The 15,453-nt window shown below is 36.6% G+C and carries 13 protein-coding genes; 6 read left to right on the top strand and 7 right to left on the bottom strand.

Features of this window, described 5'->3' with window-relative positions; translation table 11 throughout:
• Positions 1-97 precede the first annotated feature (97 nt).
• Positions 98-3,295 carry a DEAD/DEAH box helicase gene (locus tag SNE38_RS09105; protein ID WP_336046368.1) on the top strand — a complete coding sequence of 1,066 codons (3,198 nt, stop codon included), beginning with the start codon at positions 98-100 and terminating at the stop codon, positions 3,293-3,295.
• A 108-nt stretch (positions 3,296-3,403) separates the two neighbouring features.
• On the opposite strand, the gene SNE38_RS09100 is transcribed toward SNE38_RS09105, so the two are convergent.
• Entirely contained in the window at positions 3,404-3,853 is a 450-nt protein-coding gene (locus tag SNE38_RS09100) for a universal stress protein (RefSeq protein ID WP_191700390.1), read from the bottom strand.
• A gap of 136 nt (positions 3,854-3,989) precedes the next feature.
• A complete protein-coding gene (locus SNE38_RS09095) occupies positions 3,990-4,586 on the bottom strand; it encodes a biotin transporter BioY (RefSeq protein ID WP_191702753.1) in 597 nt (198 codons plus the stop codon).
• Positions 4,587-4,790: 204 nt separating this feature from the next.
• Here SNE38_RS09095 and SNE38_RS09090 point away from each other — a divergent pair, with 204 nt between their 5' ends.
• The 3 genes from SNE38_RS09090 (at position 4,791) to SNE38_RS09080 (ending at position 8,019) form a co-directional block, all read left to right on the top strand.
• Positions 4,791-6,254, top strand: a complete 1,464-nt coding sequence (locus SNE38_RS09090) for a protein adenylyltransferase SelO (protein ID WP_336046367.1) — start codon at positions 4,791-4,793, stop codon at positions 6,252-6,254.
• 147 nt (positions 6,255-6,401) lie between these two features.
• Positions 6,402-6,899 (top strand): RNA polymerase sigma factor, encoded by a 498-nt coding sequence (locus tag SNE38_RS09085; RefSeq protein WP_336046366.1) that lies wholly within the window; start codon positions 6,402-6,404, stop codon positions 6,897-6,899.
• Positions 6,886-8,019 carry a hypothetical protein gene (locus SNE38_RS09080; RefSeq protein ID WP_336046365.1) on the top strand — a complete coding sequence of 378 codons (1,134 nt, stop codon included), beginning with the start codon at positions 6,886-6,888 and terminating at the stop codon, positions 8,017-8,019. The genes SNE38_RS09085 and SNE38_RS09080 overlap by 14 nt, the downstream gene beginning before the upstream one ends.
• 38 nt (positions 8,020-8,057) lie before the next feature.
• Here the strand turns inward: SNE38_RS09080 and nspC are convergent, their stop codons facing one another.
• The 5 genes from nspC to SNE38_RS09055 all read right to left on the bottom strand — a co-directional run bounded on the left by nspC (position 8,058) and on the right by SNE38_RS09055 (position 12,643).
• On the bottom strand, positions 8,058-9,248 hold the full coding sequence (nspC, locus tag SNE38_RS09075; RefSeq protein WP_336046364.1) for a carboxynorspermidine decarboxylase: 1,191 nt from the start codon (positions 9,246-9,248) through the stop codon (positions 8,058-8,060).
• Positions 9,248-10,477, bottom strand: coding sequence for a saccharopine dehydrogenase family protein (locus tag SNE38_RS09070; protein ID WP_336046363.1), 1,230 nt, complete (start codon positions 10,475-10,477; stop codon positions 9,248-9,250). The genes nspC and SNE38_RS09070 overlap by 1 nt, the downstream gene beginning before the upstream one ends.
• 158 nt (positions 10,478-10,635) lie before the next feature.
• A complete protein-coding gene (locus tag SNE38_RS09065; protein ID WP_191702747.1) occupies positions 10,636-11,109 on the bottom strand; it encodes a hypothetical protein in 474 nt (157 codons plus the stop codon).
• Between the two features lie 108 nt (positions 11,110-11,217).
• On the bottom strand, positions 11,218-12,027 hold the full coding sequence (gene proC, locus SNE38_RS09060) for a pyrroline-5-carboxylate reductase (protein WP_336046362.1): 810 nt from the start codon (positions 12,025-12,027) through the stop codon (positions 11,218-11,220).
• A 157-nt stretch (positions 12,028-12,184) separates the two neighbouring features.
• Positions 12,185-12,643, bottom strand: a complete 459-nt coding sequence (locus SNE38_RS09055) for a hypothetical protein (RefSeq protein ID WP_191702745.1) — start codon at positions 12,641-12,643, stop codon at positions 12,185-12,187.
• 260 nt (positions 12,644-12,903) lie between these two features.
• Here SNE38_RS09055 and SNE38_RS09050 point away from each other — a divergent pair, with 260 nt between their 5' ends.
• The gene (locus tag SNE38_RS09050; RefSeq protein ID WP_336046361.1) at positions 12,904-13,896 is read left to right on the top strand and encodes a DUF3196 domain-containing protein; all 993 of its coding nucleotides are present in this window, start codon (positions 12,904-12,906) and stop codon (positions 13,894-13,896) included.
• A 108-nt stretch (positions 13,897-14,004) separates the two neighbouring features.
• A complete protein-coding gene (gene tig / locus SNE38_RS09045; protein WP_191702743.1) occupies positions 14,005-15,294 on the top strand; it encodes a trigger factor in 1,290 nt (429 codons plus the stop codon).
• Positions 15,295-15,453 lie beyond the last annotated feature (159 nt).

Below are 15,453 nucleotides of genomic sequence, written 5' to 3'. Positions count from 1 at the left end.
ACTGAAAAACTGGAATTAATTTTCTGTGAATTGCTTCGAACTAGTAATTCAATGTACTACATGAGAAAATGAACTAAAAAGAAAAAGGGGGATCGGCATGGATATTAAACTTTCGGAAAAACAGATAAAAGATCTATGCGGGACCGTTTCTTTTAAAAAAGGGCATACTTTTTATCAAACAGGAAAAGTGAATTTCCTGCAATATACGGATACATTTGGGGAAGCCGTTGTGAAAAGTACAGAACAATTCGTTGTCCGTGTTGAAAAAGAAAGTACAGGTAAAGTTAAAACCTCTTGTAGCTGCCCGACGTTAGGGGACTTCAGTAAAAGCTGCCAACATGTGGCGGCAGTACTGATTGCTATTTTAAACCGCAATAAAAAAACATCACCTTCTTCGCTAACTATTCCGCTTGAGGAGAACGTAGATTTAAAAAATAGCTTTCTTTCAATTTTCAAAGAGCAGACAGTGCAAACAAGTCGTCAGCAACGTCACTTTGAAAAGCGTGAAATAATGGACGTACATTTTTTATTGACCCCCGTTCAACTTTCCGTAGAAGAGACGCTTTTTGCGATAAATCTCCAAGTGAATGGGGAGCACATTTTATCTATTCGTGAATTTTTAACGCATATAAAAAATAAAAAAACTTACCGCATTTCAGAAAGCACGGTATATAATTTTGAGGAATTCTGCTTCGAAGTACAGCACGATGCTATATTACAACTCCTTATTAAAATAGTAGAAGATGATGCACTATATAGAGAGACATTGCAATATAAGCAAATTCATTTTCAGGAGCATCTACTAATCATTCCGCCATCATCATGGCATCTCCTTGTACCACTACTCTTGAATATAGAAGATGTATCACTGTTTTATCAAAATGAAAGCTACAGTAAAGTGAAGATTTTAACACGTCCTACAGCGCTGCGTTTTAATATTCAGGCAAAAGGGGAGCATTATGAGCTTAATATAGAAGGAATTGAACGGACGGTCCTACTGCCTGGTTATCGATTAGTGCTCTTTAACGGAGAAATGACACAAATCAGCGATGAAAGTGTGATGCAACTTCTGGAATTAAAGAAAATGCTCCAGCAACAATCCACGCTAACGATTGAGCAATCACATTGGGACTACTTTTTAGAAAAGATTATTCCGAAACTGAAAAAAATAGGTACTGTGACAATGGATAGAGAGCTTTCATTACAGCAAATGCAAACACCATTAGTCGTCAATGTTTATTTAGACCGTGTAAAAAATCGCTTTCTAGCAGGTTTGGAGTTTCAATATGGGCAGTTTGTTATTCAACCATTAAGTGAATATGACATATCGGATGAAGTGCTAATTATTCGAGATATTGAAAAGGAGTCGACTATTTTAGCGTTAATGGATGAAAGTGGCTTTACGAAAACAGATGGCGGTTACTATATGCAAAATGAGGAGCTCGAATATAATTTTTTATTCCATCAACTTCCGAAATTAACAAAGCTTGCTCAAATTTATGCAACAAATTCTGTTAAATTACGTATTGCAAAAGAAAATAACTTCCCTAAAATTCGAGTAAATGTACAAAAGGAACGGACAAATTGGCTTGAATTTAAATTTGAAATGGATGGGGTTTCAAATAACCAGATTAAAGAAATATTAGCGGCTATTAAAGTGAAGCAAAAATATTACCGACTGAAAGATGGAGCATTGCTGTCATTGGAAACGCGGGAAATAGAAGAAATTCAGCGCTTTTTAAGAGCGATTCCAGCACAAGATGATGAATACGAATTAACGTTTAACATGCCGATTTTAGATAGCTTGCCGTTTTTGGAGCAATTTGAAGAGAGTACAATTTTTGAAGCGGAACAATCGTTTAAAGAATTTACAGGACAATTGTTAAATCCAGCATCACTAACATTCGAAGTTCCGGCAAGTCTACAATCTATTCTTAGAGATTATCAAAAGCATGGTTACAATTGGTTAAAATTACTTTCCAATTATGGATTTGGCGGTGTACTGGCAGATGATATGGGACTTGGCAAAACGATTCAAAGTATTGCGTTTATCTTGTCCGAATTAGAAATAGTCCGTGCGAATAAACAACCTGTATTAATCGTTTGTCCATCATCACTTTCTTATAATTGGCTATATGAGTTCATGCAATTTGCTCCAGAAGTTGAAGCAATTGTTGTGGATGGGGATGTGTCAGAGAGAAGGGCACTGCTGCGAACAATGGAAGAACAAGATGTTGTGATTACGACATATCCGTTATTGCGACGTGATATATCATTTTATGAACGACAACATTTCCATACTGTATTTTTTGATGAGGCACAGGCATTTAAAAATCCGGTTACCCAAACAGCACGTACTGTCAAAAAAATTAACGCGACCAACCGTTTTGCTTTAACGGGTACACCAATTGAAAATTCCTTGTCCGAATTATGGTCCATCTATCGCGTTGTTTTTCCTCAGCTATTCCGGGAGCTAGAGGAATTCCGACATATGCAGCGAAAAGATATTGCACGCAGAGTCCGTCCATTTTTGTTGCGCCGTATGAAAGAACAGGTGCTGGACGAGCTACCTCAAAAAGAGGAGATTATCGAAAAAACAGAACTTTTCCCAGAGCAAAAAGCGTTATATGCAGCGTATTTGGCCAAGTTACGGGTGGATACAATGAAGCATTTAGACAAAGAGACGTTTCATAAAAATCGTATTCGAATTTTGGCTGGCATAACCCGACTACGGCAAATTTGTTGTCACCCGGCCCTATTTGTCGAAGGCTATAAAGGAAGTTCTGCAAAATTTGAGCAGTTGTTTCACCTGTTGGAGCAATCGAAAGCATCAGGACGCCGTGTACTAATATTTTCCCAGTTTACGCAAATGCTCAAAATGATTGCAACTGAGCTTTCTAAACGTGGAGAATCATATTTTTATTTGGATGGTCAAACTCCATCAGAGGAGCGTGTTGCACTATGCAATGCCTTTAATAATGGAGAGCGAGATTTGTTTTTGATTTCGTTAAAAGCAGGGGGGACGGGATTGAATTTAACTGGAGCAGATACCGTAATTTTATATGACCTATGGTGGAACCCGGCAGTGGAGGAACAAGCAGCTGACCGTGCGCATCGAATGGGACAAAAGGAAGTTGTACAAGTAATCAAACTTATTACAAATGGGACGATTGAGGAAAAGATGAGTGAACTTCAGCAAAAAAAGAAACTGCTCATTTCCGATATTTTGGATGGAGATGACCAGTCTAACAGTAAATTAACAGAGCAAGACATCCGTGAAATTTTAATGATCTAACTTTTTGCGTATGTTCAAAAACCGTAAGAGGAGCTTTTAAAAGTAAGTTCGCATCGTGCGTAATTTAAAAAGGTTATGAGGACATTAATAGCCTCATAACCTTTTTCTCTATTTGATGGGTGTACGTACAATTAATACGTCACAAGTTGCATGTCGGACGATTGCTTCAGTACTGGAGCCCATGAACATTTGCTCCATTGCATTTAAGCCTGTTGCACCACAAATAATAATATCTGCAGGCGCATGTTCTGAAAGCTTTTTGGATAAAACATTTTTCGGAGTACCTTTAGTTAAAATCTTATTAACATTTACAATGCCAGCTTCTTTTGCTTCTAATTCATAGCGGTCCAATAACACTTCACCGTGCTTACGGACTAATTCAACCATATTATCATAAAGCATATCAAAAGATGCGGAAAAGCTTGTATCGATTACGTGGATGATATGTAAAGTCGAGCCAATATTACGTTTTGCTACATCAATTGATTTTTGAAAAGCGAGTTCGCCTAACTCAGAGCCATCTACTGCCACAACGATATTTTGATAATGATTTGCCATACGGAATTCCTCCTTTATCAATATGATAAATTATATCAAATAAATAGATTTCGGTATAATGATGGCGCCAAAATATTGTATAAAAAAAGATAAATGTGTCCAGCAAATAGTAATTTCTCTCCATATTTCCAACTGTTTACGATTGTTTAATCGGAAGAATCTTTAAAACTTTTTGAATACGAAAGGCAAAGAATCCTGCAAAAATAGCTAGAATAATATCTTTTGGCATCGGTGGAATCATCCAAAACCAAGCCAGTTTATAGGAAAATCCTTCTGGCGCTGCAGCCCATAATGTATAAGCAAAATACATCCAAGTTGTCCCTAGTATATAATTTATAGCCATCGCTATAAGCGCCGCAATAATATAGGCAAGTCTAGTTTTGTATGTTTCAGCGATTTTACCGGCAATATAGGCACTAACGATAAATGTAACAATAAAACCGAATGTCGGTAGCAAAATTGCTGAGAAGCCACCTGTGAATTTTGAAAAGACCGGTGCACCAGCAAGCCCAATAGCCATGTATACAGTACAAGCAATGGCTCCTTTTTTAGATCCTAGAACCAATCCTGCTAAAATAGCAAAAAAGGTTTGTAATGTAATTGGTACACCACCAACTGTTAAGAAGGGTGCAAATGATGTTATGTTTGCACCAATCATAATTAATGTTGCAAACAAAGCACTGTAAATTAAATCTACTGTTTTAAAGGTTTGTGTTTTGTGAACGGTTTCCATTTTCTAACCCCTTTGTTAACTGGAATATTTTTTCGGTTAACGTAAATATAAAATGTAAAACGAGTTGTGTCAACTGAAATTTATTTTTGGTTAACTAAAGTGAGGCTAGGTTACATTTTTCGTTTTAAAAGACTGGATTTTGGTTAACTAATCTTAAAAGGTTTATAATAAACGCATCAACTAAAAGAAATGAGGCGAAAAACAATGACAGAAAAAGAAGACAATTTTGGTTTTCGTTTTGATAATAGTTATATGGATTTGCCACAAATGTTTTATACCGAAATAGCGGCAAATAAAGTTACTGCACCAGCGATTGTCATTTTTAATCGTACGCTAGCAGATAGACTGGATTTAGATGCAAATGAATTAAAAGAGCAAGGGGCGGCAATTTTAGCCGGACATGAAATGCCTTCAGGTGCAGCGCAAATTGCCCAAGCATATGCGGGACATCAATTTGGTCATTTCAATATGTTAGGAGATGGACGAGCACTATTAATTGGAGAGCATATTACAAAAGATGGGGAACGCTATGATATTCAATTAAAGGGTTCAGGGCGCACACCGTATTCACGAGGGGGAGACGGAAGAGCGGCATTAGGTCCAATGTTGAGAGAATTTATTATCAGCGAAGCAATGCATGCACTTTCAATTCCTACAACACGTAGCTTAGCGATTGCTGCTACAGGGGATGTTATTTATCGTGAAAAGGCACTTGATGGTGCTGTGTTAACCCGTATAGCGGCTAGTCATTTGCGCGTCGGTACTTTTCAATATGCAGCTCAATTTGGAGAAAGGTCTGACGTAAAAGCATTAGCGGATTATGCGATAGACCGGCACTATCCTGAGATTCGTAAAGCAGATAATCCTTATATTGCATTATTGGAAACGGTATTAGAAAAGCAAGCGGCACTTATTGCAAAATGGCAAAGTGTTGGCTTTATTCACGGTGTAATGAACACGGATAACATGACAATAAGCGGTGAAACAATAGATTATGGTCCATGTGCTTTTATGGATACGTATAACACCTCTACTGTGTTTAGTTCAATTGATACTCAAGGACGTTATGCATATGGTAACCAACCGGCAATTGCTTCATGGAATTTAACACGCTTTGCAGAAAGTTTATTGCCAATAATTCATGAGGATGAAGATGAGGCAGTTCGTTTAGCGCAAGGTATATTAGGGAAATTCCCTTCTGTTTATGAAGCACATTATTATAGTGAAATGCGTGAAAAGCTCGGACTTCTCTATCCGGGTGATCAGGATGAACAGCTTATTAACGATTTGCTTCAGCTAATGGAATACAATGATGCGGATTATACGAATACGTTTCGTTCATTGGCAGAGGGAGAACGACCAAACAATAAACTATTCCAATCAGAACAGTTCAAACAATGGGAAAAAGCTTGGTTCGAGCGTATTGAGCAACAGGACATGACAAAAGAAGAAACTTTACAGGTAATGAAATCGGTTAATCCTGCCGTAATTCCAAGAAATCATTTAGTAGAACAAGCTATAGAAGAATTTGTTGCAGGCGAGCCTTCTATGTTTGCCGAAATGCTGCAAGTCTTATCAAATCCCTATGATACAAATGAACAGCTTTCAAAATATACACAGCCGCCAACAGATGAAGAACCACCATTTGTCAGCTATTGCGGCACATAAAAATTGAGCGCGGTACAACGTTAAAGTTGAAACCGTGCTCTTTTTTTGTATCATAATTAGCCTTGAAGAAATTATTATGGAAGATTTTGAACAATTTTTTAAAAAGCAAACGTCTAAGTTGTAGAATTGAAAAGAGGTGAGTGATCGGTGGAGGAAATTGTAGAACAATATGGAGAATATTTATATCATTTTAGCTATTTATACGTAAAGGATCGTCAACTTGCAGAGGAAATCACACAGGACGTCTTAATGAAGTTTCTGTTACATAAAGAAATTTTCCGTAGTGAAGCTTCACTGAAAACCTATTTAACTCGTATAGCGATTAATTGTTGTCATGATGAGCTACGCAAACAAAAGAGAAAAGCACTTCTAACAAAATTAATACCAATGCGTAAAAATGTGCCTTCAAGTGAACACGCGTATTTAGAGATAGAAGCTTTTACAACATTAAAACAACATATTTTCGCCTTGCCTGTCCATTATCGTGAGGTCATTATTTTATTTTACTATGAGGAATTTGAGGTATCAGAAATAGCTGATTTACTAATGGTTTCACAAAATACCGTTCGTACAAGAATTCGCCGGGCGAGAGAACTTTTAAAAAATGATCAGGAATTGGAGGCGCTATTTTATGAAGGAATTTAAAAATCAGTTGAAGCGGGAATTGCAGCAGGATGCACCCTATACAACTGAGCTCAAGCAGCGATTGTTACAGACGAAGCGAAAGCCAAAAAAACGCAATTGGCAAGTACTATCAGTTTCTGTTGCGATGTGCTGTTTGATTGGAATGATAGTATTGGCACAGTTCTCCCCGTCAAAAAGTGTCCAAACAGCAAATGAAGGAACCCCACTATTGCCGATTATTGATGTTGTTAATGAGTTAGAGGTGATTGAACCCCAAAAAGCGTATTTACTTGGGGAACAATGGATGCTACATGGCTTCCCGATGGTAATTGATGAAGATGCAACGATTACATATGGGGATTATGTAGCCTATTACTCGCCTAATGGGATTGTTGTATCGACAGTGCTCGGTTTAGCGAATGATACGGTGACAATGGATGAGGGGCAAATCCGGGTAAATGGTACGATATTAACTGTTCGAGGTCTTGGAGAGAAAATAGGGGAGGGAGAAAAGAAAGATCCCCTTAAAAACCCGTATTATTTTTATGAATGGGGAATAAAATATACACCTTTTGCCAATGAAACGATAGATACCGCTAAAGATGAACTACTTGTTTACAGTAATGACGACCATCAGCGATTATTAAAAATTAAGAATGCTCAACTAGTGGGCAAGGTGACCGCTATTCAAGCTTCAGATGAATTGGCGCTTACATTGACACCTGAAGAACAAGCTGTGTATGAGGCATTCAAAACGGATTATGAATTGGAACGTTTGCGGGCGATTTCACCGGTTACAATTACTAAAATGTTTTTGTTAAGTGAAATTGAGCAAGATTATGAAACATATGAAGCACTTTTTACAAATGTTGAAAGTAAAGATACACTTGAAGTAAAGCAGTATTATGAAAAAACAAAAGCTGTGCGTCAACAGCTATTTACACCAGAATTAAACCGTATAATGGTTGTAAGTGGCTTTAATGGATTAGAACAGGCTACTTTTGAAGTACGTTCAGAAACGGAAGGCTGGGTTGTTTTTACAGGGGAAAATGGATTACCAGCAGAAGTGAGAATGGTAAAAAACGAGCAAGGTATATGGCAGCCGGCGTTTAGTCGTCCTATTTACTTCCCACTTGAATAAAGAAAAGCAGAAACGTGATAAAACGTTTCTGCTTTTTCTTATGATAAACGACCTTTATAATCTTCAAACTGGAATGAACGAATGACTTTAATTCCTTGTTCATCATTGTACGTGCAAATACTCGGCAAGTTCACACCGTTGAACATATGCGTTTTTACCATTGTATAATGGGCCATGTCAGTAAAGACGATTTTGTCGCCTGCCTGAAGTGGCTCATCGAAAGAGTAATCCCCAATAATATCGCCGGCTAAGCACGTCATCCCACCTAAACGGTACGTATATGCCTTTTCACTTGGCTGACCAGAACCGATAATGTGTGCACGGTATGGCATTTCAAGTGTATCCGGCATATGACAAGTGGCAGAAGAGTCTACAATTGCCAGCTCCATACCGTTATGAACGATATCAAGTACTGTTGCTACTAAATAACCTGTATTCAGTGCAATTGCTTCGCCTGGCTCTAAAATTACTTTCACGTCATATGTTTCTTGAATACGATTGATTAATGACACTAATAGTTCTACGTTATAACCAGGTTTCGTAATATGATGTCCGCCACCGAAGTTAATCCATTTCATCTGATGTAAGTACTTTCCGTATTTTTCTTCAAAATGAACTAAAATACGTTCCAGTACTTCTGCACCTTGTTCGCACATAGCGTGGAAATGAATACCTTCTACACCGTCAAGCTCATCTGGCTTAAATGATTCGAACGGGATACCTAAACGTGAATTAATATAGCATGGATCATATAGTGGTGTTTCCACCTCTGAATAGCCCGGGTTTACACGTAAGCCGATTGAAATATTTTTCTCGTGATTTAACACTTTGTCTTTATATTTGTTTAACTGATCAAAAGAGTTAAATACAATATGGTCGACATATGTTAAATATTCATCAATTTCATGTTCTGCATAAGCAGGGGCGTAAGCGTGTACTTCCTTACCGAATTCTTCATAGCCAAGACGTGCTTCGAATAATGAAGAAGACGTAATGCCTGCTAAATAATTGCGCGCCATTGGAAATGTTGACCACATTGAAAACCCTTTAAGTGCAAGTAAAATATCGCAATTCGTACGATCTTGTACGGATTTTAACAGTTTTAAATTGCGCTCAAGTAATCGCTCGTCAACTACGAATGCCGGAGACGGTGCCTGTGACCAATCGATGCCCGTTTCTTCCGCTAAAGCTTCCTCCATAATAGGCTTCTTCATTTTTACATCAGCCATTATTTTGTTACTCCGTTAGAAGTGAATTCTAAGTCGATTAATTCAGGATTTTCAGTTTCGTGCCATGGTAAGCCCCATTTGTTTAAAGCGTCCATGAATGGATCTGGATTGAAGTCTTCTACATTCCAAACACCTGGTTTTTGCCATTCGCCGTTTATTACAAGCATTGCACCGATCATTGCTGGTACACCAGTTGTGTATGAAATCGCTTGTGAACCAACTTCTCTGTAGCATTCTTGGTGATCACATACATTGTATACATAGTAAGTTTTCTCTTTACCGTCTTTAATACCTCGAACGATACAGCCGATGTTTGTTTTACCTTTTGTAAGAGGACCTAATGTAGCTGGGTCTGGTAAAACAGCTTTTAAAAACTGGATTGGCTGAATCATTTGTCCTTGGAATTCGATTGGCTCAATAGAAGTCATACCTACATTTTCTAGAACGTTTAAATGTGTTAAGTATTTTTCGCCAAATGTCATCCAGAAGCGGATTTGTTTTAAACCTTTAATGTTTTTCGCTAAAGATTCTAATTCTTCATGGTATAGAAGGTAGCAATCTTTTTCCCCGATTTCCGGTAAGTTATAAACTGTTTTATATTCTAAAGGCTCTGTTTCAACCCACTCGCCATCTTTCCAGAAACGACCGTTCGCAGTAATTTCACGAATGTTGATTTCCGGGTTGAAGTTTGTTGCGAATGGAAGTCCGTGGTCTCCACCGTTAGCATCAACGATATCGATGTAATGAATTTCATCGAAATGATGCTTTTGTGCATGCGCTGTGAATACGCCTGTTACACCTGGGTCAAAACCTGAACCTAGAAGCGCAGTAATGCCTGCTTCTTCAAAACGCTCTTTATACGCCCATTGCCATTTATATTCGAATTTAGCAGTATCTAAAGGCTCGTAGTTTGCTGTATCTACATAATGAGTCTTTGTTGCTAAACATGCATCCATAATAGTTAAGTCTTGATATGGTAAAGCGACATTAATCACCACATCTGGATTAAATCCATTGATTAGGTCAATTAGTTCCTCAGTGTTGTCCGCATCCACCTGTGCTGTATGGATAATCGTTTTCCCACCATCTAATTTTTCTTTTAAAGCATCACATTTAGACTTTGTTCGACTTGCGATCATAATCTCTTCGAATACTTCTGAGTTTTGTACACATTTATGTACGACAACGCTAGCTACTCCGCCAGCTCCAATAATCAATGCTTTACCCAATTTCTTGTCACGCTCCCAATCTATAATTTAATTGTGTTTCATTTTGAAACAAGATTGATTATATAGAATAGTACGTGACTTAGCAATTATGTTCTCGTATTTTTTTACAAGTTTTAGAGATAATTATAAAAACATGCAAAACATAGTTGTTTTACATGTTAATAGGGGGAATTAATAACTTCAAGCAATAGGTAATAATAGCGTAGATTAGCTTCGGTATGTTGAAGGACTTCATAATAGGAATAACTTTTGATCAGGAATATACAAGAGATGATGACGCTGCTCCAAAAGAGTGGATGTTTTAAGCGTTTTGGCTTAGTAAATGTAAAGAGTACTGCGAATACGAGAGTGAAGATTATAAAGCAACTATAAATTGTCAATGGAAGAACGTTGCTCGTAGCCTGATCGATTAAGCTTCTGAACTGTAACAATAATTCAGCCGATTTTTCGCTTTCTTTAATCTGCAAAAACCGATCTTCATATTGTATGTTCCAAATTATTTTATCGTTTTGCTCGATTATTTCATAATGGAATTGAAGTGCATGCCCTTTTTCACCAGTCATTGCTTCACTAGAAGAGGTGAAAAAAGAACTGAATAGGATAATAGCCAAAACTCGCAAGATTAAAGTCATGATACACCTCTTTTTGAATGTTTCACTAAATAAAGGTAATTATACTATGATAAAAAAGTAAAGCAAGATGAAAAAACCTAGTGAAATTTGATTTCACTAGGTAACAGCCTATTTTGATGTTTGCTTTTGCAGAAGAGTATCACGGTTTGTAACGGCATCAACTGCATCGTAGATTGTACTTTCGAAATGGTTAACTTGTAGGGATGTGACACCTTGTATCGTCGTTCCACCAGGTGAACAAACTTGGTCGATTAATGCCCAAGGATGTGAGTCGGACTGTAATACCATTTTCGCACTACCCATTACAGAACTTGCCGCAATTTTAAGCGCCATATCTTTAGGCATGCCTTCGCGAACAGCAGCACGTGCCAACGAATCAATGTACAGATAAGTAAAGGCGGGGGAGGCGCAACCAATCGTTGTAAATATAGAAAATAATTCTTCAGGAAGCTCGTCAATAGTTCCTACTGTAGCAAACAGCTTTTCAACAATGTCTTTTTGTTCATCATTACCTACAATTGTTGAAAAACAGCTTGTAGATGCGCCAATAGTTGAATTTATATTAGGCATGACACGGAAAATAGGCGTCTGTGCCCCAAGCTCACGATGTAGATAGTCAAGTGATTTTCCGGCAGCAATCGAAATAACAATATGATTGCTCTTTAAATGCTGTTGAATTGATGGAATTAATTGATCAAACATTTGAGGTTTTACTGCAATAATAACGACATCTACTTGTGACATTAGTTGCTCTATTGAATCTGCAGTTTGAATCCCATATTGACTGATGAGTGCCTCTGTTTTTTCGATGCTACGATTAATCCCATATACATCTGTAGCATTAAATTGTCGACTTGTAATCATTCCATTAATAATCGCGTTGGCCATGTTTCCAAGGCCGATAAATCCGAATTTCATAAATATATCCCACTTTCATTCATTAAAAATGTGCATAGCGCTTAGTATACAGCACTGAATTTTCAATGCAAATAGAACGTATTATCAGCTTAAAAGATTAAAAAATTCACCATCTTTCTATTTAAGGAAGATGGTGAATGCTATGTACTTAATTATTTTATAAAAAATACGCGTTTTTAATTCCCACAGGCCAGTCGACCAATTGATCATTATCGGCTTTTACTTCCAATACTAAAATCTCATTTTCAATCGCATCTAATAGCCAATCACTATATAATAACAATGGCTTATCATTTGTTACTAATGTTTTTAGTTCATTATTTGTAATTGTTAAAATTTCATATTCACATGTAAGATGTATATGTTGAGGCAAAATCGTGATGGAACCGATTTTAATTGTTCCCGGAATTGTTCCTTCGATTTCAATTATATTTGTCGTCACGATTTGTCCTTTATAATTTACAATCGTTTCCGTTATGAAATCAAATTTTACTGGGTATTCTATATCGTTTACAATTGCTGTACTTAGACTTACTACACTAATCGGCAGCTTTTCCATTGATTTTTCGAACCGATTTTTAAACTGTAGTAGTACATTTTCCGAAAGTACCACCATAATAGACACTCCTTTTATGAATAGTAGATGTATTTTACTACGATTATTTACTAAGAATAATGGGAATATTGAATTAGAAGTTTTTATATTAGCAAAAATTCCAAAAATACTAGTACTTAGTATATAACTTTTTTAAGTATTGTAAATTAATATAAGTATAAATTTTGTGAACATATTTTTGGAATATGGCAACGGAGTTAAAATAAGTGCAATTGACAAGGATGCGAAGGTGTACCTATGTCGTCGATGGAGTGATTATGATGAATGAAAATAAAGAGAATAAAAATAAAAGGAAAGTTATTTTATTTCCGGGCACAGTGGACAGGCTATTTAATGAAGCAAAAAAATTAGCTGAGACATTACATTATAATGAAGCAAACGAAATGTTTGAGCAAGCCTTGCTATTAGGAGAAGGAGATGAAATATCACTTAGTATTTTTGCCTATTCTTTGTATGAAGTGAAAAATTTCGAGCGGGCAAAACAAATATGTGAAGAATTATTGGCAATTGGCCCAAGTATGTATTTTGAAGTGATGGAACTTTACTTAACGATTTGCATGCAATTACGTCAATTTAAACAAGTGGAAAAAATTATAGAGTCATTATTTGATGAAGAATTAATACCTGAGCATGAAATCGAAAAGTTTGAACGACTAAAAAACTTAAATGCGCATATTGCCGAAAATCAGGGATCACAGTTGCAATCATCACCTGTAAACGATGATGATGGGGATTTTGAAATTATCGCAAGTGAACTTCTAAAGTTATCTGTACAAGAACAGCTAATGATAATTAATGAACTACCTGAAAAAAATATCCGCCCATATGTAAAAGAAATTAAAGCCGTTATTGAGACAGAAGATGTGCACCCATTTATTCAAAGTTTGCTGCTTATATTATTAGTAGAGCAGGAAGTCAACTTGGACTTGAATATAGCTAAATTTGACATGACAAAGCAAGTCAATCCAGCTCAATTACCGTTACCAACCAAAATGCCCCAATATGAGGAAATTGCGACCATTATATCGGAAAAACTTGTACAAGAGCCCTCTACATTAGAGTTTGCTCAACATTTAATGGCAAAGCATGCAATTGTCCTTTATCCATTTGAATGGGCAATTTTCAGAAGTGAAGATATCGCGTTAAGTTATATTGAATTTGTTAAATCCATGTTTGGGGAAATAGTGAAAATAAACAGTGAAATAGTTGATTTTTTACAGAAGATAGAAAAAATATCAGATTTACAAGAGTAGTGAAAAAAGTTGAAACATTGTTCATCTATGTTATACTAAAATGGTTGTCAAACAATATATATGACAGTTTGTTTATTCAAACGAATGTTAACTTTGGAGGTAATATATATGTCAGTAAAATGGGAAAAACAAGAAGGTAACGAAGGTTTATTAACTGTTACTGTAGAAGCTGCAGAAGTAGATAAAGCTTTAGACCAAGCTTTCAAAAAGGTTGTAAAACAAATTAACGTACCTGGTTTCCGTAAAGGGAAAATGCCTCGTAATGTATTCGAAAAAATGTACGGTGTAGAAGCTCTTTACCAAGATGCTTTAGAAATCGTTATCAATTCTTCATACCCAGTCGCTTTAGATGAAGCTGGTATTGAACCTGTTGATTACCCAGAAATCGCTGGTACAGAAAACTTCGCTAAAGGTGCTGACTTCACTTACACTGCTACAGTAACTGTGAAACCAGAACCAAAATTAGGCGAATACAAAGGTTTAGAAGTAACTAAACAAACTACAGAAGTAACTGACGAAGAAGTTCAATCTTTAATCGACGCTCAATTAGCTAAAAAAGCTGAATTAGAAATTAAAGAAAATGAAGCAATCGTTGAAGGTGATACTGCTGTTATCGATTTCGAAGGTTTCGTAGGTGAAGAAGCATTCGAAGGCGGTAAAGGTGAGGACTACTCATTAGAAATCGGTTCTGGTTCATTCATTCCAGGTTTCGAAGAGCAATTAGTAGGCGCTAAAACTGGCGAAACTAAAGATGTTGTAGTTACTTTCCCTGAAGAGTACCATGCTGCTGAATTAGCTGGTAAAGAAGCGAAATTCGTAGTAACAGTTAAAGAAGTAAAAACTAAAGTATTACCTGACTTAACAGATGAGTTCGCAAAAGAAATGGACCCAGAAGTTGAAACAGTAGAAGCTTTACGTACAAAATTAAAAGAAACTACTTTAGCTAACAAAGAAGCTGATTCTGAAGCATCATTACGTGATGAACTTGTAGAAAAAGCAGCTGCTAATGCAGAAGTTGAAATTCCACAAGGTATGATCAACACAGAAGTAGACCGTATGGTACAAGAGTTCGGTCAACGCTTACAAATGCAAGGTATGAACTTAGATTTATACTACCAATTCTCTGGTCAAGACGAAGAAGCATTACGCACTCAAATGGCTGAAGAAGCTGCAAACCGTGTACGTGTAACATTAGTGTTAGAAGCAATTGGTCAAGCAGAAAATATTGAAGTAACAGAAGAAGACATCAATGTTGAGCTTGAAAAAATGGCTGCACAATTTGGTATGTCAAATGACCAAATCTTAACTGCTTTAGGCGGAACAAAAGTTCTTGAGAACGACATCCGTACACAAAAAACAGTTGAATTCCTTGTAGAAAACGCTAAAATTACTAACTAATTTATTTGACTGAAATAATTTATTGAATCGTACTTTGTATAATAACCATGGCTAACTATTAACATTGTCGATTATTATTAGTTTAATCACTGGGCTACCGTCTTTCATATATGAGATAACTAGTAATGAATAAATTAAATCAAAATTTTGACAAGGTGC

The sequence above is a fragment of the Solibacillus ferritrahens genome (genome assembly GCF_037027585.1).
Classification (GTDB): Bacteria; Bacillota; Bacilli; order Bacillales_A; family Planococcaceae; genus Solibacillus; species Solibacillus ferritrahens.
Note: the sequence above shows the minus strand (reverse complement) of the source record. Positions and strands in the feature narration are given on the sequence as shown.